The 26,435-nt window shown below is 72.4% G+C and carries 13 protein-coding genes; 10 read left to right on the forward strand and 3 right to left on the reverse strand.

What is annotated here, in order from left to right; all coding sequences use genetic code 11:
• The first annotated feature begins 38 nt into the window (after positions 1-38).
• The 4 genes from CHF15_RS19250 to CHF15_RS19265 all read left to right on the forward strand — a co-directional run bounded on the left by CHF15_RS19250 (position 39) and on the right by CHF15_RS19265 (position 7,796).
• A complete protein-coding gene (locus tag CHF15_RS19250) occupies positions 39-1,310 on the forward strand; it encodes an MFS transporter (RefSeq protein ID WP_375821646.1) in 1,272 nt (423 codons plus the stop codon).
• A 34-nt stretch (positions 1,311-1,344) separates the two neighbouring features.
• Positions 1,345-3,201: an ABC transporter ATP-binding protein gene (locus CHF15_RS19255; protein ID WP_089225068.1), complete on the forward strand. Its 1,857-nt coding sequence runs from the start codon at positions 1,345-1,347 to the stop codon at positions 3,199-3,201.
• A complete protein-coding gene (locus CHF15_RS19260; protein WP_089225069.1) occupies positions 3,198-5,084 on the forward strand; it encodes an ABC transporter ATP-binding protein in 1,887 nt (628 codons plus the stop codon). The genes CHF15_RS19255 and CHF15_RS19260 overlap by 4 nt, the downstream gene beginning before the upstream one ends.
• Before the next feature lie 336 nt (positions 5,085-5,420).
• A complete protein-coding gene (locus tag CHF15_RS19265) occupies positions 5,421-7,796 on the forward strand; it encodes a M4 family metallopeptidase (protein WP_089225070.1) in 2,376 nt (791 codons plus the stop codon).
• An 85-nt stretch (positions 7,797-7,881) separates the two neighbouring features.
• Here the strand turns inward: CHF15_RS19265 and glgP are convergent, their stop codons facing one another.
• Positions 7,882-10,518: an alpha-glucan family phosphorylase gene (gene glgP, locus CHF15_RS19270; RefSeq protein ID WP_089225071.1), complete on the reverse strand. Its 2,637-nt coding sequence runs from the start codon at positions 10,516-10,518 to the stop codon at positions 7,882-7,884.
• Between the two features lie 568 nt (positions 10,519-11,086).
• Here glgP and CHF15_RS19275 point away from each other — a divergent pair.
• From CHF15_RS19275 to CHF15_RS19300, 6 genes are all read left to right on the forward strand, one after another.
• Positions 11,087-13,084: an alpha-1,4-glucan--maltose-1-phosphate maltosyltransferase gene (locus CHF15_RS19275; protein WP_089225072.1), complete on the forward strand. Its 1,998-nt coding sequence runs from the start codon at positions 11,087-11,089 to the stop codon at positions 13,082-13,084.
• Complete coding sequence (treS, locus tag CHF15_RS19280; protein ID WP_089225073.1) at positions 13,081-14,781, forward strand: maltose alpha-D-glucosyltransferase; 1,701 nt, start codon at positions 13,081-13,083, stop codon at positions 14,779-14,781. Before CHF15_RS19275 ends, treS begins: the two co-directional genes overlap by 4 nt.
• A gap of 253 nt (positions 14,782-15,034) precedes the next feature.
• Positions 15,035-16,492: a maltokinase N-terminal cap-like domain-containing protein gene (locus CHF15_RS19285; protein WP_089225074.1), complete on the forward strand. Its 1,458-nt coding sequence runs from the start codon at positions 15,035-15,037 to the stop codon at positions 16,490-16,492.
• Positions 16,493-16,529: 37 nt separating this feature from the next.
• Entirely contained in the window at positions 16,530-19,160 is a 2,631-nt protein-coding gene (gene glgB / locus CHF15_RS19290; RefSeq protein WP_089225075.1) for a 1,4-alpha-glucan branching enzyme, read from the forward strand.
• A gap of 192 nt (positions 19,161-19,352) precedes the next feature.
• Complete coding sequence (locus CHF15_RS19295; protein WP_089225076.1) at positions 19,353-20,249, forward strand: DUF4231 domain-containing protein; 897 nt, start codon at positions 19,353-19,355, stop codon at positions 20,247-20,249.
• Positions 20,250-20,297: 48 nt separating this feature from the next.
• Positions 20,298-21,179 (forward strand): alpha/beta fold hydrolase, encoded by an 882-nt coding sequence (locus CHF15_RS19300; protein ID WP_179279877.1) that lies wholly within the window; start codon positions 20,298-20,300, stop codon positions 21,177-21,179.
• 7 nt (positions 21,180-21,186) lie between these two features.
• Here CHF15_RS19300 and fxsT read toward each other — a convergent pair whose 3' ends face one another.
• Positions 21,187-25,104 carry an FxSxx-COOH system tetratricopeptide repeat protein gene (gene fxsT / locus CHF15_RS19305; protein WP_089225077.1) on the reverse strand — a complete coding sequence of 1,306 codons (3,918 nt, stop codon included), beginning with the start codon at positions 25,102-25,104 and terminating at the stop codon, positions 21,187-21,189.
• Positions 25,088-26,431, reverse strand: a complete 1,344-nt coding sequence (locus CHF15_RS19310; RefSeq protein ID WP_089225078.1) for a TIR-like protein FxsC — start codon at positions 26,429-26,431, stop codon at positions 25,088-25,090. Before CHF15_RS19310 ends, fxsT begins: the two co-directional genes overlap by 17 nt.
• Positions 26,432-26,435 lie beyond the last annotated feature (4 nt).

Below are 26,435 nucleotides of genomic sequence, written 5' to 3' on the forward strand. Positions count from 1 at the left end.
TGGACTCGGCCAATTGGTCCAGTCCACACTGGTCGGCCGTGACCTCCGCACCTCCGCCCTCGCCGCCGTGCGCCTCCGCCCTCGACGCGCCTGCCGCCCCCCGGGACCGTTTGTGGTCACGGGGGTTCAGCCTGTACTTCACCGCCCGCAGCGTCGCCATGCTCGGCGACTCGATGCTGCCCGTCGCCCTGTCGGCGGGGCTGCTCCAGCACGGCTACGGCGCCGGGGACATCGGCTACGCCATGGCCTCCTTCACCGCCTGCTTCGCCGGGCTGGTCGTCCTCGGCGGGGTGTTCGCCGACCGCTTCAGCGCCCGCGGCCTGATGATCGGGGCGGACCTGGCACGGGTCGCCACGCAGTCGCTGGCCGCCTGGCTCTTCTTCTCGGGGCACGTCGTGCTCTGGCAGATCTGTGTGATCGGCGCGGTCAACGGCGTGGCGGGCGCCATGTTCCAGCCGGGGGTGGCCAGCACGGTGCCCCAGGTGGCCCGGGACGTCCAGGAGGCGAACGGGGTGGTGCGCACCGCCGAGTCGCTGATGGCGCTGGCCGGCCCGGCGCTCGCCGGAGTGCTGGTGGCCTTCACCTCCGCGGGCGGGGTGTTCGCCGTGCACGCCGGCACCTACGCGGTGAGCGCCGTCTGCCTGCTGCTGCTCCGGCTGCCGGGGCGCACCGCGCGGGAGGCGCGGGACGCCTCCGCGCGCAGCAGTTTCCGGGCCGACCTGGTGGAGGGGTGGCGGGAGTTCCGCGCCCGCACCTGGATGTGGTCGGTGATCGTCATCTGGATGGGCTTCATGATCCTCGTCATGGGCCCGGTGACCCCGCTGGCCGCCGGGGAGATCCTGCCCGAGCACGGCCCGAAGGCGTACGGCCTGGTCTCGTCCGCGCTGGGCGCGGGCACCGCGCTCGGCGGGCTGCTGGCGATACGGGTGCGGCCGGCCCGGCCGCTGCGCGGCGGGGCCGTGGCCCTGTTCGGGTTCGCGCTCTACCCGGCGGCGGTCGGCGCCGGGCTTCCGGTGCCGGCGGTCGCGGCGGCGGTGCTGGTCGCGGGGACGGCCTGGGCGTTCTGGAGTGTGATGTGGGCCACCAGCGTCCAGACCCAGGTGCCCGGTGAGATCCTCAACCGGATCCACGCGTACGAGGTCGCCGGCTCGGTCGCCATGCTGCCCGTCGGCCAGGCCCTGGCGGGGCCTGCGGCGGGCGTCTTCGGCGCGCGCCCGGTGCTGCTCGCCGGGGGTGCGGTGACCCTGCTGGTGTGCGTGGCGCTGCTGGCGGTGCCCGCCGTGCGCGACCTCGGCCGAAAATCCGGATGAGCGTTGTCGGCGGTCGCACGTACCCTCTGAAACGATGCCTGAGTCGACCAACCAACCCGAGCCCGAACGTTCCCGATCCGCCGTGCGATCACTGCTGCGCCTGTGGCCGTACGTGAAGCCGATCAGCCACCGGCTGTTCGGTTCCGCGGGTGTGGCCGTGGTCGCGTCCTGCCTGGCGCTGCTGATCCCGCTGGTCCTGAAGTGGATCGTGGACGGTCCGGTCGCCCACCGCGACCCGTCCGGGGTGTGGCTCGGCGGTGGGCTGGTGCTGCTGCTCGGTCTCCTGGAGGCCGGGCTCTTCGGCGTTCGGCGCTGGCTGGTGGCGCGCCCCATGGCCGGGCTCGAGGCCACCATGCGGGCCGACCTGTACCACCGGCTGCAGCGCCTGCCGGTCTCCTTCCACGACCGCTGGGGCTCGGGTCAGCTGCTCTCCCGGGCCACGAACGACCTGCAGATCCTGCGGATGTTCCTGACCTTCCCGATGGTCTTCCTCGCGGTCAACACCGCCACGATCGTCGCGGGCTTCGGCATCCTGTTCGTGCAGCAGTGGTCCCTCGGGCTGATCCTGCTGGTACCGGTCGTGCCGCTGGTGATCCTCTGCTCGTACTTCGAAGCGCGGTACCAGGTGGCCTCCCGTACCGCGCAGGACCAGGTCGGCGACCTGACCACGCTGGTCGAGGAGTCGGTGCTCGGCATCCGCATCATCAAGGCCTTCGGCCGGCACCGCAGCCAGGCCGAGGCCTTCCACCGGCAGTCGCGCGAACTGCGCGGCACCGAGCTGCGCAAGGCCCGGCTGCTGGCCGACCTGTGGATGGTCATCGTCGGCCTGCCGGACGTCGCGCTCGGCGCGGCGCTGGTCCTGGGCGTGGTGCAGGTCGCCGACGGCGGCCTGTCGGCGGGCACCCTGGTCGCCTTCCTGTCCACTGCGCTCGCGCTGCGCTGGCCGGTGGAGTCGCTGGGCTGGCTGCTGTCCTTCAGCAACGAGGCGGCCACCGCCGCCGACCGCGTCTTCGAGGTCCTGGACACCGAGGTCCCGCCGGAGACCGGCAAGGGCACGAGCACCGGCACCGGCACCGGCACCGGCACCGCCGAGGAGGGGCGGCCCGCCGACGGCATCCGCTTCAGCGCCGTGCGCTTCCGCTACCCCGACGCCCCCGAGGGCACCCCCGACCTGCTCACCGGGATCGACCTGCACATCCGCAGCGGCGAGACCGTGGCGCTGGTCGGCGCGACGGGCAGCGGCAAGACGAGCCTGACCTCGCTCATCCCGCGGTTGTACGAGCCGACCGGCGGCCGCATCACGCTGGACGGCACCGACGCCGCGCTGCTCACCCGCTCCACTCTGCGCTCCCTGGTCGCGACGGCCTTCGAGGAACCCACCCTGTTCTCCGCCGGCGTGCGGGAGAACGTGCTGATGGGCGCGCCCGGCGCCGATGAGGCGGACCTGCTGCGGGCGCTGGAGATCGCCCAGTGCGACTTCGTCCACAAGCTTCCGCAGGGTGTGGACACCCAGGTCGGAGAGCAGGGCCTGAGCCTGTCCGGCGGTCAGCGGCAGCGGCTCGCGCTGGCCCGCGCGGTCGTCGGCCGCCCCCGCTTCCTGGTGCTGGACGACCCCCTGTCCGCCCTCGACGTGCACACCGAGGCCCTCGTCGAGGCGGCCCTGCGCCAGGTGCTGTCCACCACGACGGCACTCGTGGTCGCCCACCGCCCGTCCACGGTGATGCTCGCCGACCGGGTGGCGCTGCTGTCGGAGGGCCGGATCACCGCGGTCGGCACCCACCAGGAGCTGCTGACCTCCTCCGCGGCCTACCGCCGCCTGATGTCCGGCCAGGACGGGAGCACGCCCGCCGCGCCGGACCGCCCGCAATTCGAAGGGAGCAGCACCCGATGACCTCCGTGGCCCAGTCGCAGCCCGCCGAGACGTCGGCCGACGAGGAACCGGCGGGGCACCGGGACTCCGGGGAGGCACGGGAGGGCCGGCAGGACGACGCCTTCGACCAGGACCGGCTTCCGGCGCCCGAGGGGGCGTCACGCGCGCTGCTGCGCGAACTGGTCGGCCCGCACCGGCGGCGCGTGTGGCTGGCGGCGGTACTCCTGCTGCTGCAGCAGGCGGCCGTGCAGGCGGGCCCGCTGATCGTGGCGGTGGCCATCGACCGGGCCATCCCGGCGCTGCGCCGGGACGACCACGGGCCGCTGATCGCGGTGGCGGTCGGCTACATCGGCTGCGCCGTCGCGGGCGGCCTGCTGCAGCGTACGTTCATCCGGCAGGCAGGCCGGATCTGCCAGGACGTGCTGGTCGAGCTGCGCAGCCGGATCTTCCGGCACGCCCAGGCGCTCGGCCTGGACTTCCACGAGCGGTACACCTCGGGCCGGATCATCGCCCGCGCCACCTCCGACGTGGAGTCGATCCGGGAGCTGCTGACCGAGGGCCTGCAGGAGCTGCTGAACGTCGGGCTGTCGGTGCTCTACATCTCGGCGGTCCTGCTGTGGCTGGACTGGGAGCTCGGCCTGTTCGCGCTCGCCACCGCGGTGCCGCTGGTGGTGACCGTGCGGATCTTCCGGCGCCGGTCGGCCAAGGTCTACACGCTCCGCTCCGCGGCGATCGCCGCCGTCATCGTGCGCTTCACCGAGACGATGAACGGCATCCGGCCCGTGCAGGCATTCCGCCGCGAGAAGGCGAACGACGAGGCGTTCGACGAGCTCAACGCCACCCACCGGAAGGCCAACGGCGACGCGATCCTGGAGATGGGCCGCTTCACCGTCGGCTCCTGGCTGATCGCCAACACCTCGGTGGCGCTGGTGGTGGTGTGGGGCGCGTACCGCGTGGCCTCCGGCTCGCTCGCGCTGGGCGTGCTCGCCGCCTTCGTGCTCTACCTGCGGCGGCTGTACGCGCCGATCGACCCGCTCGGCATGTTCCTCAACTCCTACCAGTCGGCGGCCGCCTCGCTGGAGAAGATCGCCGGGCTGCTGGCCCAGCGGCCCTCGGTGCCCGAGCCGCGGGCGCCGCGCACGCTGCCGGCCACGGAGGCTGACGTCCCCGGCCGCGAGGTCGTCTTCGACCAGGTCCGCTTCGCCTACCGCACGGGCGGCGAGGTGCTGCCCCGCTTCGACCTGCGGCTGCCCGCCGGGCAGACGGTCGCGGTCGTCGGCGCCACCGGCGCGGGCAAGTCGACGCTGGCCAAGCTGCTGGCCCGGTTCTACGACCCGACCGACGGCCGGGTCACCCTGGACGGGGTGGACCTGCGCGACCTGGCCCTGCCCGAACTGCGCCGCGGGGTCGTCATGGTGACCCAGGAGGCGTTCCTCTTCTCGGGCACCGTCGCCGAGAACATCTCCATCGGCCGCCCGGAGGCCGGCCGCGAGGAGATCGAGGCGGCCGCGAGGGCGATCGGCGCCCACGACTTCATCGCGGCGCTGCCCGAGGGCTACGACACCGACGTGCGCAAGCGCGGCGGCCGTATCTCGGCGGGCCAGCGCCAGTTGGTGGCCTTCGCCCGCGCCCTGCTCGCCGACCCGGCGGTGCTCATCCTGGACGAGGCGACCTCCTCGCTGGACGTACCGGGCGAGCGCGCGGTGCAGCAGGCGATGCGGGAGGTGCTGCGCGGCCGCACGGCCGTGATCATCGCGCACCGGCTGTCCACGGTGGAGATCGCGGACCGGGTGCTGGTGATGGACCAGGGCCGCATCGTGGAGGACGGCACCCCGGCCGAACTCGTCTCCGGCGCGGGGCGCTTCGCCGATCTGCACCAGGCCTGGCGCGACAGCCTCGTCTAGCGCGTGCCTGCGGGGCGGGTGGGGCCGGCCGGCCCCACCCGCCCCGGCCCCGTACACCGGAGCGCTTCGCCCCGCCCTGTCCGGAATGCGAACCCGATGTCCCCCTCAAAGGACGAATTCGGCCAACTTCTCGTCACGTACATGACACCAAGCCATGAACAGTGGCACTCTTCCCCCGGTCGGCCGTCAGTACGCCCACACATCGCACCGCATCGTGCTGACGCACCGTCCGAACTCCGCACGTCCCACCCGCACGGCTAGTTCCGCCCGGGCAGCACACCCCGTCTGCCCGGCTGTCCCCGGCCGCCAACCGCGGCCGACGCAGTAGGAGTCCGAGTGAGACGATCCCCCCGCAAGGCAGTCGCGGCCGCCAGTGTGGTCGCCACCGCCGCATTCATCGCCGTCGGCATACCGGCCACGTCCGCGACGGCGAACGCCGCCCCCCACACGAGCCAGCTCCGCACCGGGGCCCTCGAGGCGAAGCTCACCCCCGCCCAGCGCACGGCGCTGATCAAGAGCGCCGGCGACCGCACCGCGGTCACGGCCCGGTCGCTGGGTCTGGGCAGCAAGGAGAAGCTGGTCGTCCGGGACGTCGTCAAGGACGCCGACGGCACGCTGCACACCCGCTACGAGCGCACCTACGCCGGTCTCCCGGTGCTCGGCGGCGACCTCGTGGTGCACACGCCCGCCAAGGGCGCCGGCACGGTCGGCACGACGTTCAACACCGACCGGCGGATCACGGTCGCCTCGACGACGCCGAAGGTCGTCGAGTCCGCCGCGACCACCGCCGCGCTGAAGGCCGCCAAGGCGCTCAAGGCCGAGGCACCCGCCGCGGAGGGCGCCCGCAAGGTGATCTGGGCCGGCCAGGGCACCCCGAAGCTCGCCTGGGAGACCGTGGTGGGCGGCCTGCAGGACGACGGCACGCCGAGCCGGCTGCACGTCGTCACCGACGCCGTGACCGGCAAGGAGCTCCACCGGTACCAGGACGTCAAGACCGGTACCGGCAACACCCAGTACAGCGGCCAGGTCTCGCTGACCACCACGCTGTCCGGCTCGACGTACCAGCTGAACGACACGACCCGCGGCGGCCACAAGACGTACAACCTCAACCGCGGCACCTCCGGCACCGGGACGCTGTTCACCGACGCCGACGACGTCTGGGGCGACGGCACCGGCTCCAACACCCAGACCGCGGGCGCCGACGCCGCCTACGGCGCGCAGACGACGTGGGACTTCTACAAGAGCACCTTCGGCCGCAGCGGCATCCGCAACGACGGTGTCGCCGCGTACTCGCGGGTCCACTACAGCAGCGGCTACGTCAACGCCTTCTGGGACGACAGCTGCTTCTGCATGACCTACGGCGACGGCTCGGGCAACACCCACGCGCTGACCTCGCTGGACGTCGCGGGCCACGAGATGAGCCACGGCGTCACCTCCGCCACGGCGAACCTCAACTACTCCGGGGAGTCCGGCGGCCTGAACGAGGCGACCTCCGACATCTTCGGCACGGGCGTCGAGTTCTACGCGAACAACAGCAACGACATCGGTGACTACCTCATCGGTGAAGAGATCAACATCAACGGCAACGGCACCCCGCTGCGCTACCAGGACAAGCCGTCCCGCGACGGCACGTCACCCGACAACTGGTATTCCGGCATCGGCAACCTGGACGTCCACTACTCCTCGGGCCCGGCGAACCACATGTTCTACCTGCTCTCCGAGGGCAGCGGCGCCAAGGTCATCAACGGGGTGAGCTACAACAGCCCGACCGCCGACGGCATCGCCGTCGCCGGCATCGGCCGCGCCGCCGCGCTGCAGATCTGGTACAAGGCGCTGACCTCGTACATGACGAGCAGCACCAACTACGCGGGCGCCCGCACCGCCGCCCTGAACGCCGCCCAGGCGCTCTACGGCGCCGGCTCCGCCCAGTACGCGGGCGTGCAGAACGCCTTCGCGGGCATCGGCGTCGGCAGCCACGCGCCCGTCTCGGGCGTCACGGTCACCAACCCGGGGAACCAGAGCAGCACCGTGGGCACCGCGGTCAGCCTGCAGATCCAGGCGAGCAGCACCAACAGCGGCGCGCTGGGCTACGCGGCGAGCGGCCTGCCCTCCGGTCTGTCGATCAACGCCTCCACGGGCCTGATCTCCGGCACCCCGAGCGCCGCGGGCACGTACAACACCACGGTCACGGTCACCGACTCCGCGGCGAAGACCGGCACCGCGTCCTTCACCTGGACCGTCACCACCCCCGGCAGCTGCGCCTCCGCCCAACTGCTCGGCAACCCCGGCTTCGAGTCCGGCAGCGCCTCCTGGACGGCCTCCAGCGGTGTGATCACCAACTCCAGCAGCCAGGCCGCCCACGGCGGTTCGTACAAGGCGTGGCTGGACGGCTACGGCTCGACCCACACCGACACGCTCTCCCAGTCGGTGAGCATCCCGGCGGGCTGCAAGGCGACCTTCACCTTCTGGCTGCACATCGACTCCGCCGAGACGACCACCAGCACCCAGTACGACAAGCTGACGGTCACCGCCGGGTCGACCACCCTGGCCACCTACTCCAACCTCAACAAGGCCTCGGGCTACACCCAGAAGTCCTTCAGCCTGAACGCCTTCGCGGGCTCCACCGTCACCCTGAAGTTCACCGGCACCGAGGACTCCTCGCTGCAGACGAGCTTCGTGGTCGACGACACCGCGGTGAACACCAGCAGCTGACCCCCGTCGGCTGACCGTACACGCCGGGCCCCGGCCGTCGTCAACGACGGCCGGGGCCCGGTCCCGTTCCCGCGGGGCGTCCGGCTCAGCGCAGCACGCCGGCCGTCATCCCCGTCGCCTCGGGCGGCACGGCGATCAGCCCGAGCTCGGCGACCGAGGCGAGCAGCCGGTGCATCGGCAGGACGCGGACGGTGTAGCCGAAGGGCCCGGTGCGGTCGAGGGCGAGCGGGCCCTCGTAGAGCCAGCGGCCCTCAAGGTCCGGCCGTCCGCCCGGCTTGAGGGAGACCACCGTCGGGTCGGCGATCCGGTCGGACTCGTCGACGCGCCCGGACACCACCTGGACGTCCACGTCACCGGGCTCCAGGCCGCCGAGGGCCACCTGGACCCGCAGGGTGAGCGTGGTCCCGAGCTCCGGTGAGCCGCCGACCGAGGCACCGGTCTCCACGTGGTCGACGCCGACCAGGGGCCACTGCTCGCGCACCCGCCGTTTCCACGCGGCGAGTTCGACGGACTCCCCGCCGCCCGCGAGGCGGTGGGCGCGCGCGGCGGGCGCGTACAGCCGGGTCACGTACTCGCGGACCATGCGCCCGGCGAGGACCTTCGGCCCCAGGGTGCTCAGGGTGTGCCGCACCATCTCGATCCAGCGGACCGGCAGTCCCGGCGCGCCGCGGTCGTAGAACCGGGGCGCGACCTGGTTCTCGATCAGGTCGTAGAGGGCCGCCGCCTCGATGTCGTCGCGGCGGTCGGGGTCGCCGGCCGCGCCGAAGCCGTCGGCGGTGGGGATCGCCCACCCGTTGTTGCCGTCGAACCACTCCTCCCACCAGCCGTCCAGGACGGACAGGTTGAGGCAGCCGTTGAGCGCGGCCTTCATACCGGAGGTGCCGCACGCCTCCAGCGGCCGCAGCGGGTTGTTCAGCCAGACGTCGCACCCGGGGTAGAGGTGCTGGGCCATGGCCATGTCGTAGTCCGGCAGGAAGACGATGCGGTGCCGCACCCGGGGGTCGTCGGCGAAGCGCACCAGCTCCTGCACCAGCCGCTTGCCGCTGTCGTCGGCCGGGTGCGCCTTGCCGGCGACGACGATCTGGATCGGCCGGGCCGGGTGCAGCAGCAGCTCCATCAGCCGGTCCTGGTCGCGCAGCATCAGGGTGAGCCGCTTGTACGACGGGACGCGGCGCGCGAAGCCGATGGTCAGCACGTCCGGGTCGAGGACGCCGTCGACCCAGCCCAGCTCGGCCGAGCCGGCGCCGCGCTGCCGCCAGGAGGCGCGCACCCTGCGGCGCACCTCCCGCACCAGTTGTTCGCGCAGCTCCCCGCGGAGCTCCCAGATCGCGGCGTCGGGGATGCGGAAGACGCTCTCCCAGGTGTCGGCGAGCCCGGTGGTCATCGCGTCCTCGGCGTTCTGCGCGCCGGCCTGGCGGGCGCCGAGCCGGAACACCTCGGGCGCCACCCAGGTGGGGGCGTGCACTCCGTTGGTGATGGAGGTGATCGGCACCTCCTCCGGGTCGAAGCCCGGCCACAGACCGGCGAACATCTCGCGGCTGACGCCGCCGTGCAGGGTGGACACCCCGTTGGCGCGCTGCGCGAGCCGCAGCCCCATCACGGCCATGTTGAAGACGTTGGGATCGCCGCCGGAGTAGGTCTCCATCCCCAGCTCCAGCACCCGCTGGACGTCCACGCCGCGCAGCTCGCCGTCGTCGCCGAGGTGCCGGGCGACCAGCTCCCGGTCGAAGCGGTCGATGCCCGCCGGCACGGGGGTGTGGGTGGTGAAGACCGTGCCGGCCCGCACGGCCTCCAGGGCGGAGTCGAAATCCAGCCCTTCTCCGTCGGCCGCGAGCTCGCGGATGCGCTCCAGGCCGAGGAAGCCCGCGTGGCCCTCGTTGGTGTGGAAGACCTCGGGTGCCGGGTGCCCGGTCAGCGCGCAGTAGGTGCGTACGGCACGGACGCCGCCGATGCCGAGCAGCATCTCCTGGAGCAGCCGGTGCTCGCTGCCGCCGCCGTAGAGGCGGTCGGTGACGTCGCGTTCGTTGGGGTGGTTCTCCTCGACGTCGGAGTCGAGCAGCAGCAGCGGGACCCGGCCGACCCTGGCCAGCCACACGTGGGCGCGCAGGCTGCGTCCTCCGGGGAGGTCAAGGGTGATCAGGACGGGGCCGTCGTCCTCGTCGCGCAGCAGCGACAGCGGCAGCTCGTTGGGGTCCAGCACGGGGTAGTGCTCCTGCTGCCAGCCGTCCCGGGACAGGGACTGGCGGAAGTAGCCGTGCCGGTAGAGCAGGCCGACCCCGATCAGCGGCACGCCCAGGTCGCTGGCGGCCTTGAGGTGGTCGCCGGCCAGGATGCCGAGGCCGCCGGAGTACTGGGGCAGCGCGGCGGTGATCCCGAACTCGGGCGAGAAGTAGGCGATGGCGGAGGGGAGTTCCCCGGCCTCGGCGGCGCCCTGGTACCAGCGCGGATTGCCGAGGTAGTCGTGGAGGTCCTCGACGGCGGTGCCGAGCCGGCGGAGGAACCTTCGGTCCTTGGCGAGGGCGATCAGCCGGTCCTTCGAGACGGCGCCGAGCAGCCGCACCGGGTCGCCGGCCGCGGCTCTCCAGCCCTCGGGGTCGACGGACTGGAACAGCTCACGGGTCTCGTTGTGCCAGGACCAGCGCAGATTCTGCGCGAGCTCCCCCAGGGGACGTAGTGGTTCGGGCAGGACGGTTCGCACGGTGAATCGACGAATAGCCTTCACATCTCCGACGGTAGCGGCATCTTTCGGTGCGGTGGTGACAACCGGGGACCCAACATCCCGAACCCGGGCGCCGCGGCGCGGCACCCGTGCCCTGGCGTACGGGGACGTCACGGGCGTCCCTGGCCCCCCGCCCGCGGGCCCGCGGACGCCTCGTCAGCGTGTCGGGCGGGGGCTACGACCACCGCTGCACGGCCGTCGGCCGCGGCGCACCGCGGGGGCTACGACGTACGGCCGGGACGGGGTCGCGGGCGGTGGCCCGGCGCCCTCGGCGGCGGTGCGCGCCGGGCCGCGGGACGGTGGCCGGTTGTCTTCGTACGGGCGCCGCCGGGACCGCCGGGAGCGCAACTTACGCGCCAGTACCCCTTCCCGGGGAGTATTCGACCGTCATCCAATGGGCAGGCTCACCCTTGCGCGACGCGGCGCCGAACCCTCCCACACCACAACTCGTATCCGCCCACCCGAGTGAACGCGGACAGGAGCGGTCATGCCCACAGGCAGGCATCCGAAGGAGCAGATAAAAAGAGCGGAAGGTACCCGTCCGGCCACCCGCACAAACTGGTGAGGCGCAATGATCGGTCGTATCCCCGTCCTGGACGTCCGCCCGCTGGTCGACTGCGGCCGCCGCCCCGCCAAGGCCGTGGTCGGCGAGACCTTCCAGGTCACCGCCACGGTGTTCCGCGAGGGACATGACGCGGTGGCGGCGAACGTGGTCCTGCGCAGCCCCGCCGGACGTTCCGGGCCACGGATCCCCATGCGCGAACTCGCCCCCGGCACCGACCGCTGGGGCGCCGAGGTGACCCCGACCGCGGAGGGCCGCTGGACGTACACGGTGGAGGCCTGGAGCGATCCGGTGGCCACCTGGCGGCACCACGCGGGCATCAAGGTCCCCGCGGGCATCGACACCGAACTGGTCCTCGCCGAGGGGGCCGAACTGCACGAGCGCGCCGCGGCCGGAGTACCGAAGAAGGACGGCCGCGCCGTGGTGCTGGCCGCAGCCGACTCGCTGCGCGACACCTCCCGCACGCCCGCCGAGCGGCACGCCGCCGCCCTCGCGGCCGACGTGGTGGAGGTGCTCGGCCGGCACCCGCTGCGCGACCTGGTGAGCGCCTCCCGTCCCGCGGCCCTCCAGGTGGAGCGGCAGCGTGCGCTGTTCGGGTCCTGGTACGAGATGTTCCCCCGGTCCGAAGGTGCCGTGGTGGATCCCACGGGCCGGCGACCACCGAGGTCCGGCACCTTCCGCACGGCGGCCGAGCGGTTGCCGGCGGTCGCCGCGATGGGCTTCGACGTGGTCTACCTGCCACCCGTGCACCCGATCGGCTCAGCGTTCCGCAAGGGACCCGACAACACGCTCGACCCCGGACCGCACGACGTGGGCTCGCCCTGGGCGATCGGCTCCGCCGAGGGCGGCCACGACGCCGTCCACCCGGACCTCGGCACGATCGAGGACTTCGACTTCTTCGTGGAGCGGGCGCGCGAACTGCGGCTGGAGATCGCCCTGGACTTCGCGCTGCAGTGCTCCCCCGACCACCCGTGGGTCGGCAAGCACCCCGAATGGTTCACCACCCGGGCGGACGGCTCGATCGCGTACGCCGAGAACCCGCCGAAGAAGTACCAGGACATCTACCCGATCGCCTTCGACGCCGACTTCGGCGGCATCGTGCAGGAGACCGAGCGGGTGCTGCGGCACTGGATGGACCACGGGGTGCGGATCTTCCGGGTCGACAACCCGCACACCAAGCCGGTGGTCTTCTGGGAGAAGGTCATCGCCGACATCAACCGCACCGACCCCGACGTCATCTTCCTGGCGGAGGCCTTCACCCGTCCGGCCATGATGCACACCCTGGCCCAGATCGGCTTCCAGCAGTCGTACACCTACTTCACCTGGCGCAACGGCAAGCAGGAACTGACGGAGTACCTGACGGAGCTGTCCGGCGAGGCCGCGAGCTACATGCGGCCCAACTTCTTCGTCAACACCCCGGACATCCTCCACGCCTATCTGCAGCGGGGCGGCCGCCCGGCGTTCGAGGCGCGTGCGGTCCTGGCGGCGACCCTTTCCCCCACATGGGGGGTGTACGCCGGATATGAGCTCTGTGAGAACGCGCCGGTGCGCGAGGGAAGCGAAGAGTACCTACACTCGGAGAAGTACGAGCTCAAGCCCCGCGACTGGGCGGCAGCCGAGGCCGACGGCCGTTCGCTGGCTCCGCTGCTCACCACGCTGAACCGGCTGCGACGCCGCCACCCCGCGCTCCAGCAGCTACGCGACCTGCGCTTCCACCCCGTGAACAACGACGCGGTGCTGGCGTACTCCAAGCGCTCGGGCGACGGCAGCGATGTCGTACTGGTGGTCGTCAACCTGGACCCGCACCACACCCAGGAGGCGACCGTCTCGTTGAACATGCCGGAACTCGGCCTCGCGTGGCACGAGTCCACCCCGGTGCGCGACGAGCTCACCGGCGAGACCTACCACTGGGGCAGGGACAACTATGTGCGCCTCGAGCCGGGCCGTACGCCCGCGCACATCCTCACCCTGCGACCTACTCCATCGACAGGAGGGTCACCCACTTGATCGTCAACGAACCCGTACCTGACACGTTCGAAGACACCCCGGCCAAAGACCGGGACCCCGACTGGTTCAAGCGGGCCGTCTTCTACGAAGTGCTCGTACGGTCCTTCCAGGACAGCAACGGCGACGGCATCGGCGACCTCAAAGGGCTCACCGCCAAACTGGACTATCTGCAGTGGCTGGGCGTCGACTGCCTGTGGCTGCCGCCGTTCTTCGCCTCGCCGCTGCGAGACGGGGGCTACGACGTCGCCGACTACACGGCCGTACTGCCGGAGTTCGGCGACCTGGCCGACTTCGTGGAATTCGTGGACGCCTCCCACCAACGCGGGATGCGGGTGATCATCGACTTCGTCGTCAACCACACCAGCGACCAGCACGAGTGGTTCCAGCAGTCCCGCACGGACCCGGACGGCCCCTACGGCGACTACTACGTCTGGGCGGACGACGACAAGCAGTACCAGGACGCCCGCATCATCTTCGTCGACACCGAGAGCTCCAACTGGACCTTCGATCCGGTGCGCAAGCAGTACTACTGGCACCGCTTCTTCTCGCACCAGCCGGACCTCAACTACGAGAACCCCAAGGTCCAGGAGGAGATCCTGGCCGCCCTGCGGTTCTGGCTGGACCTCGGCATCGACGGCTTCCGGCTGGACGCGGTGCCGTACCTGTACCAGGAGGAAGGCACCAACTGCGAGAACCTGCCGCGCACCCATGACTTCCTGAAGATGGTCCGCGAGGAGATCGACGCCCACTACCCCGACACGGTGCTGCTCGCCGAGGCCAACCAGTGGCCCGAGGACGTGGTCGACTACTTCGGCGACTACGCCAAGGGCGGCGACGAGTGCCACATGGCCTTCCACTTCCCGGTGATGCCGCGCATCTTCATGGCGGTACGCCGGGAGTCCCGCTACCCGGTCTCGGAGATCCTGGCCAAGACCCCGGCCATCCCCAGCAACTGCCAGTGGGGCATCTTCCTGCGCAACCACGACGAGCTGACGCTCGAGATGGTGACGGACGAAGAGCGCGACTACATGTACGCGGAGTACGCCAAGGACCCGCGCATGCGGGCCAACATCGGCATCCGGCGCCGGCTCTCCCCGCTGCTGGACAACGACCGCAACCAGATCGAGCTCTTCACCGCCCTGCTGCTCTCCCTGCCGGGCTCGCCGATCCTCTACTACGGCGACGAGATCGGCATGGGCGACAACATCTGGCTCGGTGACCGAGACGCGGTGCGCACACCCATGCAGTGGACCCCGGACCGCAACGCGGGCTTCTCCTCGTGCGATCCGGGCCGGCTCTACCTGCCGACCATCATGGACCCGGTCTACGGCTACCAAGTCACCAACGTCGAGGCACAGATGAGCTCCCCGAGCTCGCTGCTGCACTGGACCCGCCGGATGGTCGAGATCCGCAAGCAGAACCCGGCCTTCGGGCTGGGCTCGTACACCGAACTCCCCTCCACCAACCCGGCCGTCCTGGCCTTCCTGCGCGAGTACAAGGACGACCTCGTCCTGTGCGTGAACAACTTCTCGCGCTTCGCCCAGCCCACCGAGCTCGACCTGCGGTCCTTCACGGGCCGGCATCCCGTCGAGCTGATCGGCGGGGTGCGCTTCCCGGCCGTCGGCGAATGGCCGTACCTGCTCACCCTCGCCGGTCACGGCTTCTACTGGTTCCGGCTGCGCCGCGACGCGGTGTAGGCGGGCCCGCCGGGTGACGGCGACCCGGCGGCCCGGCACGGTTTCGTGCCGGGCCGCCGGGGCAGGCTCCCCCTGCCGGATCCAGCGTCATATCGGATGCTGTACGGGCCCTTGTCCCTCGTACGCCAAGTACGCCAATTGCTCCACCGGCTCGGATGATATTCGTCCGACACGTCCCACTCGTCGGACCATCGCCGCAGCGCGCCCCTTCACTTAGGGAACCAGCAGGCCCGGCACCCGAGGAAAGGACGTCATGTCGGACACCTCGTGGCTTCGCACCTCCGCAGTCCGGTCGGGGACCACCGTGCCCCCGGCACCGGGGCTGCTCCCCGCGCTCGTCCCGATGCTGCGGGAGTGGCTGCCCCGGCAGCGGTGGTTCGCCGGGAAGGGGCGGCCGATCAGCGGCCTCGGACTGGTCTCGGCCACCGAATTGCTGCCCGCCGACGGGCGGCTGGGCACCCCGGGGCTGCTCCATCTGCTGCTCGACGTCCACCAGGACGTGCAGGAGCGGATGCCCGGAAGCGGACGCGGGCAGCCGCCCGACACCTACCAGTTGCTGCTCGGCACCCGGGCGCTGCTGCCGCCCGCGCTCGCACCCGCCCTCGTCGGGCACGCCGTCGGCGGACCCCTGGACGGCCTGACCATCTACGAGGCGCTGCACGACCCCCGTCTGACGTCCCTGCTGCTGGAGCGGCTGCGCGCCCCCGGCCGCACCGGGCACCTGCGCTTCGGTTCCGAGCCGGATGCGGCGATCCCGGTGGGGTTGGCGCCCCGGCTGTCCACCGCCGAGCAGTCCAACAGCTCGGTCATCTACGGCGACACGTTCATCCTCAAGCTGTTCCGGCGGATCGCCCCGGGCCCCAACCCGGACCTGGAGCTCTCGCTCGCCCTGGCGCGGGCGGGCTCGCGGCGGGTCCCGGCGCCCGCCGCCTGGTTCGAGGCGCTCGGCCTCTACGACGAGCCCGCCACGCTCGGCGTGCTGCAGCGTTTCCTACCCGGTTCCGCCGGGGCGTGGGAACTCGCCCTGCAGGCGGTGGAGGACGGCACGGACTTCTCCGGCGAGGCGCGCGCGCTGGGGCGCGCCACCGCGGAGGTCCATCTGGCGCTGGCGCGCGCCCTGCCGACGAGCACCCTGCGCCGTCCGCAGATCGAACTGCTCGCCGCCGCGATGGCCGGGCGGCTGGACGCCGCCGCGGCGGCGGTGCCCGCCCTGCGGCCGTACCGCGCCGCCCTGAGGACCGCCTTCGACGACCTCGCCGCGCTCGGCACGCGCGGCACGACGCTGGCCGCGCAGCGCATCCACGGCGACCTCCACCTCGGCCAGGCGCTGCGCACGGGCCCCGGCGGGTGGGTGCTGATCGACTTCGAGGGCGAGCCGGCCCGGCCGCTGCCCGAACGCCGCCGTCCCGCGCCCCCGGTGCAGGACGTCGCCGGGATGCTGCGCTCCTTCGACTACGCCGCCCGGCACCACGACCCGTCCGCCCCCGGGGCGCCCGAATGGGCGAAGACGCAGCGCGCCGCCTTCTGCGCGGGCTACGCGGAGGCCGCCGGTACCGATCCGAGGGACGAGCCCGTCGCCATACGAGCCTTCGAGACGGACAAGGCCGTCTACGAGGTGCTCTACGAGGCCAGGCACCGGCCCGCCTGGCTCCCCATCCCCATGGCCGCGGTGCGCCGTCTCGCACAGCCGCCGCACGGCCGCACCCCCTGACCGGGCACCCCCACGCCCATCCGAGGAGGACCTGATCGTGACCGATCGCCAGCCGTTCCCCGACGCCACCGCCGGCACCCCCGGCCCGGGCGGGAACGGGAGGGCCCGCGCCGCACGTCCCTCTCGCGGCACCGGATCCGAGGGCTCGGCTCCCCCGCCGCCCCCCGCTGCCCCGCCGAACCCGCCGGCCTCGGCCACCCGGCCGCAGAAGGCGGCCGGTGCGAAACCCGCCCGCGGTGGGAAGACCGGAGGTGCGCAACCCGCGGCCGAGGGCGCCGGTCCGGCCGCCGCGGGCCGCCCCCGACCGGACGCGTCCGGATCCTCGGAGGCCGTCGCGCGCGGCTACGACCCCGCCGGGTCCGAACGCCCGCCCGCCTCGGGCACCGCCCCGCGCACCGCGCCTCCCGCGGGCGTCGGCCACCAGGCTCCGCCGCCCGCGCCCGAGGTGGCGCCGACCGCGGGCCCGGTGACCGGCGACGTTCCGCCGGCCCCGGAACTCGACCCGGGCGAGCGCCGGCGGCTGCTGGACGGCGCCCACCACGACCCCCACGGGCTGCTCGGCGTCCGCCGTGTGGCGGACGGCCTGGCCTTCCGGACCCTGCGGCCGTACGCGCGCAGCGTGGCCGTCGTCACCGGCGACGGGACGCGGACGGTGCTGAACCACGAGGGCGACGGGCTGTTCAGCGGGGTGCTCCCGCTGACGGAGGTCCCCGAGTACCGGCTGGCCGTCGCCTACGACGGGGACGAGCGCGAGGTCCACGACCCGTACCGCTTCCTGCCCGCGCTCGGCGAGTTCGACCTGCACCTCGTCCACGAGGGGCGGCACGAGCAGCTGTGGCGGGCGCTGGGCGCCGAGCCGATGACCCACGAGGGCGTCACCGGCACCCGGTTCACCGTGTGGGCGCCCAACGCACGCGGGGTGCGGGTGGTCGGCGACTTCACCTACTGGGACGGCACCGCCTTCCCGATGCGCTCGCTGGGCTCCTCCGGCGTGTGGGAGCTGTTCCTGCCCGAGGTCGGCGAGGGGCAGCGCTACAAGTTCGAGATCTGCGGCGCGGACGGCGGACGGCGGCTCAAGGCCGACCCGATGGCCCGCCGCACCGAGGAGCCGCCGGCCACCGCCTCCGTCGTCACCGCGGCCCACCACGAGTGGCAGGACGCCGACTGGATGGCCTCGCGCGGCAGCCTGCCGGTGCACGAGGCGCCCTTCTCGGTGTACGAGGTGCACCTCGCCTCCTGGCGGCCGGGGCTGTCCTACCGCGAACTGGCCGAGCAGCTCCCGGCCTACGTGCGCGATCTGGGCTTCACGCACGTGGAGCTGATGCCGGTCGCCGAGCACCCCTTCGGCGGCTCGTGGGGCTACCAGGTCACCTCGTACTACGCCCCGACCGCCCGGATGGGCACCCCGGACGACTTCAGGTACCTGGTGGACGCGCTGCACCGGGCGGGCATCGGCGTGATCATGGACTGGGTGCCGGCCCACTTCCCCAAGGACGACTGGGCGCTGGCGGACTTCGACGGCACCAACCTCTACGAGCACCCCTGGCGCGGGGAGCATCCCGACTGGGGGACGCTGGAGTTCGACTTCGGCCGCACCGAGGTCCGCAACTTCCTGGTGGCCAACGCGGTCTACTGGTGCGAGGAGTTCCACATCGACGGGCTGCGGGTGGACGCGGTCGCCTCGATGCTCTACCTCGACTACTCGCGCGAGGACGGCCAGTGGGCGCCGAACGCGTACGGCGGCCGCGAGGACCTGGACGCCGTCGCCTTCCTGCAGGAGATGAACGCGACCGTCTACCGGCGCTGCCCCGGTGTCGTCACCATCGCGGAGGAGTCCACCGCCTGGGACGGCGTCACGCGCCCCACCCACCACGTCGGCCCGGCCGGTTTCGGCGGGCTCGGCTTCGGCCTGAAGTGGAACATGGGCTGGATGCACGACTCGCTGGAGTACGTCCAGCACGAGCCGGTGCACCGCAAGTACCACCACAACGAGATGACCTTCTCGATGGTGTACGCCTACAGCGAGAACTACGTCCTGCCGATCTCGCACGACGAGGTCGTCCACGGCAAGGGCGCGCTGGTGGCCAAGATGCCCGGCGACTGGTGGCAGCAGCGCGCCACGCACCGCGCCTACCTCGGCTTCATGTGGGCCCACCCGGGCAAGCAACTGCTTTTCATGGGGCAGGAGTTCGCCCAGGGCGCCGAGTGGTCCCACGACCACGGACCGGACTGGTGGCTGCTCGACGAGACCTACTCCGCGGCAGGCGACCACCGCGGCGTCCGGGACCTCGTCCGGGACCTCAACACCCTGTACCGGGCCACGCCGCCGCTGTGGCAGCGCGACACCACCCCGGACGGCTTCGCCTGGCTCGACGGCGGCGCCGCCGAGGACAACGTCTTCTCCTTCGTGCGCCTGGACGCCGGGGGGAACCCGCTGATCGCGGTCAGCAACTTCTCGCCGGTCGTCCGGCAGGGCTACCGGATCGGCGTGCCGGACGGGGTGGAGGCGCTGCGGGAGGTGCTGAACACCGACGCCGCCGTGTACGGCGGGAGCGACGTCACCAACGCCGAGCCGCTGAAGTCCGAGCCGGTCGCCTGGAACGGCCGGCGCCAGAGCGTGCAGTTCACGCTGCCCCCGCTGGCCACGGTCTGGCTGCGCCCCGCCTGACCGGACGACGCGAAGCCGCCTTCGAGGGACGGGTCCCGCCCGCGCCACGCCAGGTGCGGGCGGGCGCCGCCCGCGCGGGCAAGGGGCCCGCAGGGAGCGGGAGTTCGGCCGGACGCCTACTGGGCGGCCACCCCCTGCGCACCCATACTGGGGTGACTGCGGGATTCGGCGAGTACCGGGGGGCCGCTGCCGATGGTGAGCGAACGGGAGTTGCTGCCGGACCTGTTCTGGGGCGCCGACCGGGCGTCGCTGCGGGGCCAGTTGCAGACCGTACGGCTGTCGCGCCGGCAGCTCGGCCTGCTCACGGTGGCCTCCGTCTTCAGCTCGTTCGACGTGGCCGCCGGCCGTCTGCACTGGGCCTCGTGGCTCGCGGCCGCCCTGTTCGCGTTCGCCGCGTGGACGACCTGGGTGATCCACCGCCACAACCCGCAGGCCCTCTGGTACGAGGGCCGGGCGCTGGCCGAGTCCATGAAGACGCTCGCCTGGAAGTACTCGGTGCGGGCCGACCCCTTCACGCCACCCGGCGACGAACGCGACCCGGACGCCCTCTACCGCCTGCAGCTCGGCGACGTCCTGCACACCTTCCGCCGCAGCAGGGCACTGCCCCGGCATGTCGACTCGGGCATCACCCCGGCGATGCGGCGGCTGCGGGACGCGCCGCTGCGTGTGCGGCACGACGTGTACCTGCGGGAGCGCATCCGGGTGCAGCACGAGTGGTACACGGTCAAGGCGGCCCGCTGCGAGGTGAACGGCCGCCGGGCGGGGCGCCTGGCGATGACGTTCCCGCTGCTCGGCATCCTGTTCCTGGTCCTGCGGGCGGGCGGCTGGTCCCCCTTCGACACCCTGGGCTTCGTGTCGGCCATCACGGCCTCGGTGGCCGCCTGGGCGCAGCTGCGCCAGTACAGCCCGCTGGCCGCGGCGTACCGGGTGGCGGCGGACGAGCTGGAGCTGATCCGGGTGCAGCTGGCGTCGCTGGACCTTGACGACCCGCATGCCGAGCACCTGTGGTCCCAGCTGACCCGCGACGCCGAGGACGCGGTGTCCCGGGAGCACACCACCTGGCAGGCGAGGCGCGAGATGCGGGTGTGAGGGACGGGCCGGAGGACACACGAGAGGGGGCCGCTCGGAGTGCGTGTGGTGCGGGCGAGGGACGGGCGGGAACTGGCGGTGGAGACCCGGGGCGATCCGCGGGGCAGACCCGTGTTCCTGCTGCACGGCACACCCGGCAGCCGGCTGGGCCCGGTGCCGCGCAGTGCGGTGCTCTACCGGCTGGGGGTGCGGCTGATCTCCTTCGACCGGCCCGGCTACGGCGGTTCCGAGCGGCTGCCCGGCCGGCGGGTCGCGGACGCCGCCGCCGACGTGGCGGCGATCGCGGACGCCATGGGTCTGGACGCGTTCGCGGTCGTCGGCCGCTCGGGCGGCGGTCCGCATTCGCTGGCGTGCGCCGCGCTGCTGCCGGACCGGGTGCGGCGGGTGGCGGTGCTGGTGGGGCTCGCGCCGCGGGACGCGCGGGGGCTCGCCTGGCACGCGGGGATGACCCGGTCCAACGTCCGCGACCACACCACCGCCGACGCGGCGCACCGGCGGCTCGCCGCCCGGCTGGAACTGCGCTCCCGCACCATCCGCGACGATCCGGCCAGTCTGCTCGCCCTGCTCCGCGAGGAGATGCCGCTGCCGGACCAGCTGGTGATCGCGGACGCGGGCCTGCGCACGATGCTGCTGCGCACCTACGCGGAGGCGCTGCGCACCTCGGCCGACGGCTGGATCGACGACACGATGGCGTTCAACCGGAGCTGGGGGTTCGGCCTGGACCGCATCGCGGCGCCGGTGCTGCTGTGGCACGGGGAGGACGACGTGTTCTCACCCGTGGCTCACTCCCGCTGGCTGGCCGAGCACATCCCCGGCGCGACCATGGTGGTGCAGCCGGGGGCCGCGCACTTCGCGGCCCTGTCGGTGCTCCCCCGGGTGCTGGCCTGGGCGGCCGCCGGGGACGGCCGGGAACGGTCCGTGCCCGCCTGACCGCCGCTCACACCGGCTGCGGCTCCAGGTCCCGGTTGACCCGGTACCACTCGCGGGCGGCCCGGCTGAGGGGGTGCTCCTCACCGAGCAGCCGTACGCACTCCGGGAGCACCTTGCCGCGGATCGCCTGCGCCCGTGTGTGCCGCCCGGACTGCCGCAGGGCGTAGGCCAGGTTGATCTCGCAGGCCAGGGCGTCCGGGTGCTCGGGGCCGTAGCGCTCGGTGAGGCCGCGCAGGGCGGCCTCCAGGAGGGTCACGGCCCGCTCGTTGTCGCCGAGTTCGCCCGTCGCGTTGCCCAGGTTGATCATGCAGTTCAGGGTGTACGGGTGGCGGGGGCCGACCGCCCGCTCCAGTTTGGCCAGGGTGTCGGTGCCGACCTCCACGGCCTCCCGCGCGTTGCCACTGCCGCGCAGGTAGATGGCGAGGTTGTTGCGGCAGGCCAGGGTGAACGGGTGCTCGTCGCCCAGCAGTTGCCGGTAGGAGGCGAGGGCGTCCAGGGCCAGGTCGCGCGCCTTCTCCTTGTCCCCGGCCGCCGAGTAGTCGGCTGCGAGGTTGAGGGCGCAGGCGAGGGCGTCGGGCACCTCGGGACCGTACCGCTCCAGGTAGCGGTCGTAGGTCACCTGGGTGAGCCGCATCGCCTCGGCGGCGCGGCCCGCCTTGCGCAGCGAGACCGCGAGGCTCTTGGCGTTGCGGAGCGTCTCGGGCACGTCGGGGTTGAGGACGTCCTGGAAGACGTCCATCACCTCTTCGAGCATCGCGACGGATCCGGTGTAGTCGCCGACCTCCCGCAGGTCGCGGGCGAGATTGGCCTTGGTGGACAGGGTGTACGGATGGCGGTCGCCGAGCATCGGGGTCCGCCGGTCCACGGTCTCCTGGTCCAGCCGGCGGGCGAGTTCGGAGTCCCCGGTGAGGCGGTAGTCGATGGCGAGGTTGTTGGCCGCGACGAGCGAGCGCGGGTGCTGCTCGCCGAAGATGTCCTTGAATCCGGCGTAGATCTCCTCGTCGCGTTCCCTGGCCTCCTGGTAGAGGCCGAGTGCCCGCAGGTCCGCGGCGAGGCTGCCGCCGGTGATCAGCGTGTGCGGGTGGCCGGCGGGCAGCAGGGCGGTCTGCCGGGTCAGGGTGTCCTCGTCGTACTGCCGGGCCTCCTGGTACTTGCCCTGCGAGCGCAGCACGTTGGCGAGTTCGAACTGCAGGTTGAGGGTCTGCTGGTCGTCCTGGCCGAGGGACTGCTGCCAGTTGCGGAGCAGTTGCTCGGCCAGCAGCCGGGCCTGCTCCAGTTCACCGCTCTTCCACAGGTAGCGGACACGGTTGACCAGCAGCTGCCGCGGCTTCTCCTCGCGGCAGTCCTCGGCCTGGGAGGGGGCGAGGTGCGGCCAGATCAGCTCGAACCCGGGCCAGTTCGCCGGGTCGTTGATGGCGTCCTCCGGCGGCCGGGCCTCGGCGAGGATGCGGTGCACCTCGTGCATCGTCTCCTGCCGGTCGTCCTCCGACATCTCCGAGCGCACGGCCGCCTGCACCAGCCGGTGCACCTGGATGCTGCTGTCGGCCGGGTCGACCTTGGCCAGGGCGAAGCGGTTCAGCGCCTGGATGACCTTGCCGAGCATGTAGCGGTCCCGCAGTTCGCGGTCGTGGGGCAGCAGCGCCTGGATCATGGAGTCGCTCTCGATCAGGGTCATCGAGATCGGCTCGGCCGCGAAGAACGCGCACAGCTCCAGCAGCCGGACGGCGGCCTTGGACTGGTTGCGCAGCCGGCTGATGGAGATGCTCCAGGTCGCGCCGACCTCCCGCGGATAGCCGGCGGCGGTGGTGACCGACAGGGCCTTGGTCGTCTGCTCCTTGAGCTGGTGCACATAGACGTCGACGGGGGTGGCGGTCTCGGCGAGCCACGCGGCGGCCACCTCGACGGCCAGCGGCAGGTCACCGACCGCCTCGGCGACCTGCGCGGCGTCCTCCCGGCTCATGCCGCCGACCCGGCGGCGCAGATGCTCCACGCTCTCCGAGCGGTTGAAGACCTCGATCTCCAGCGGCTCGGTCGGTCCCGTCGGCGGCTTGTTCCGGGCGGTGACCACGATGTGGCCGCGCCCACCGGGGAAGAAGCGGCGTACCCGCTCGGGGTCCTCGACGTTGTCGAAGACCAGCAGCCAGCGCGTGAAGCGGGTACCGGCGGCCAGTTCCTCCCGGGCCGCCTCGGCGGCCTCGGACACGCTGTCCCCGACGCGCAGCTCCAGCCGGCGGGCGAGCTCGGCGAGGGAGGGCGCGATCCGGTCCTCCTGCTCCGCCTCGATCCACCACACCAGGTCGTAGTCGGCCTTGAAGCGGTGCGCGTACTCCAGCGCCACCTGCGTCTTGCCGACGCCGCCGAGGCCGTGGAGGGTCTGCGGGAAGGGCTGGACGGAGGGGTTGCCGCCGCCCAGGCGGTCGCGCAGCCGGTCCAGGACGGTGGAGCGGCCGGTGAAGAAGGTGTTGCGGGGCCGCAGGTTAGACACCTTGGGGTCGCCGACGGGGTAGCGCGGACCGCCCGCCATGGCGGTCGGGTTGAGGTCCGCTTCGTCCCGGCCGAGGGCGCGCAGCAGTGTGGTGGCGGCAGCGGAGTGGTCGAGCCGCACCAGGCTGACCGGGCTGCGCTGGGCCAGCGGCGGGCCGGGGCGTACGTCGCCGACCCGGATCGGCATCAGCTGGTGCTGCTGGCCCGAGGGGTCGGTGCCCGCGCTCGACTCCCACACCCGCATGGCCCGCCGGGACCGCAGGTAGGCGGCGGACAGCACGACGAGGGTGCGGGAGGACGCCCCGGCCACTGCGGGCTGCTCCGCGGGGGCGGTGTGGGTCTCCACGTCCCAGGGGACGACCCGGAAGCCGGCCCGGGTCAGGATCCACTCGATCCAGTCCGCCCACATACGGTCCTCGGGCACGTACGCCAGCACCAGCCCGGACGGCGGTACGGGCCTGCGGCGGGTGAACTCCGCCGCCCAGCGCAGCCGTTCCGACTCCGGGATCGGGGGCAGCGAGGTCACCGAGCCGCCGGAGACCACGGAGGTGAGGCGTTCGCAGGCCGACAGCATCGAACTGGACAGGCCCGGGGCGTCCCCGAAGGTCGCCAGGATCTCCTCGTAGGCGTAGAAGGGGCGGTACGGGATCTCCACCGACCCCCAGTAAGAGACGAGTTCGTCGTCGTCCATCCCGGCCGGCAGCCCCTCGAACCGGGAACGGGCCAGGGCCCGTCCGGCGTCCGCCTTCTCCTTCTCGCCGTCGTCGATGCGCATCGGCACGGGGAAGATGCGGATGCCGCGGCCGTTGTAGCGCTCCTCGATGTCGCGGGCGACGGCGGAGGCGCCGTAGATGCTCTGGTCGCTGAGGGTGAAGCAGACCACGAGCTCGTCGGGCATGTGGACGGTGCAGATGTCGGCGATGTCGCTGAGGCCGGTGCGGCTGTCGATGAGGACGTAGTCGTAGTGGCGCCGCATGTCCGCGCGCATGGCGTCCAGGAACTGGCCGCCGCCGAAGCGGTCGTAGAAGACGTCCCAGTCGATGCCGGTGAGCGCGGTCGAGTAGTTGCGGTCCTGCCGGCCGGCGGACAGGTAGTCCAGGCTGCCGCCGTCGGGGAAGGCCCAGTTGAGGGATATGGCGTGCGGGCGGACCCGGGCGAACTGGCGGTGCCAGTCGGGCGGCCGCGGCACGTCCCGCAGCGCCTCCTCCCGGTACTCGGTGATCAGGTCGATCATGCCGGTGGTGGCCGCGAGCGCGGAGGAGTCGAGGAAGGGGTGGAAGAAGCGGAAGAGGCCCGGGGCCTCCAGGTCCCAGTCCACCGTCAGCACCCGGTGGCCGTTCGCGGCGAGGATCCAGGCGGTGTTCGCCAGGGCCATGGTCCGTCCGGTGCCGCCCTTGTACGAGTAGAACGTGATCACACGTCCGTTACGGCTCTCGGTCATCCTGGCCCTCCGGCTTGTCGGGTTCAGTGGTGCCGCGGTCGTCGTGCAGGCCGTGCGGGGAGGAGCGGTCGGATCCGTACGTCCCGGCGGACGGACCCCGGAGCCTGGGGCGCGAGCTGTGCGGGCCCCGGGGCGGGAAGGCCGGGGCGTGGGCGGCGTAGTGCTTGGCCGCGCGTCCCACGGCCCTGGGCACGTCGTCGCTGAAGACCTCGAGGCTCGGGATGTTGTTGCGGACGAAGCGCCCGCCCGTGCCGTCCGTGCGGCTGGGGTCGAGGGCGTCGTCGGCGAGACGGCGCAGGTTCTCCTCGTGGCCGCCCGACTCCGGGTCGGCACGGTTCCACGGCACCAGGACGCTGACCCAGGGCCGGTGCTCACTGCCGAAGCGGCTGAGCATCTCCCGCCGTTCGGCCGACGCCAGTGCCCAGCGGTCGAGCAGCAGCAGCCCGGGGGCGGTGGGGGTGGGGTCCAGCAGGCGGTCCAGCTCCTCCTCGAACACCCCCACGCTGACTCGGTAGTCGAGGTTGCGCGCCAGGTCGGCGGCGTGGTCGGCCAGCGGCCGGCTGCTCTGCGGGCGGTACGGGTTCCAGTCGCGGGGCGAGGGCCCGTAACAGCTGGGGCTGCGGCCCGCGGGCAGTTCCTCGGTGTCGCAGCAGGCGAGTACCGTCACGCGCAGCGGCCGGCTGGCGCCGGGGGGCCCGAAGGCGCTGGGGACGTGGTGGTAGTCGAGGTGGCGCCCTTTGGCGATCTTCGTGTCCTCGACGACCTGCACGATGCGCTGCGCGAGGCGGTAGACGGCCCGCTCGTACTCGTGCTTGAGGTAGCTGAGCTTGATCAGCCCGTAGAAGCCCTCGGCGGCGTAGTCCTCGCCGAAGTCCGCGTGGTTGAACTGCAGTCCCTCGGCCGGGCCCGGCATGTCGTTCGCCGCGACCGGCACCCACAGCGCGGGCACGATGCCGGATATCTGGCGGTCGTGCAGCGACCGGTGGTAGACGGCGCGCTGCGAGAAGGCGTACCACTCCTTGCCGCACTGCTGGCTGCGGAAGTAGCGGGGCGAATAGAGCGGGACGAACACCCGGCAGTGCGCGAGCGCTTCGGCGAGCGATTCGGGCCAGCCCTCGCCGACGTTCATCCCCCGGTCCATGAAGCCCGCCCTCACCCCGGCGGGCAGCGTCGTCATCTGCAGGATGTGCGCGCACAGGTCGTTGTAGAGCTTGGCGACCCACAGGTCGGGGTCGGGGTCCGAGGGGTCGTTCCTGGGGGTGTGCGCATAACTGAGGAAGAAATAGGGCTTGTCCGAGGCGTCTCCCTGCCCCACGGGTAATGCCATGCGC

It is taken from the genome of Actinacidiphila glaucinigra, assembly GCF_900188405.1.
GTDB classification, from domain to species: Bacteria; Actinomycetota; Actinomycetes; order Streptomycetales; family Streptomycetaceae; genus Actinacidiphila; species Actinacidiphila glaucinigra.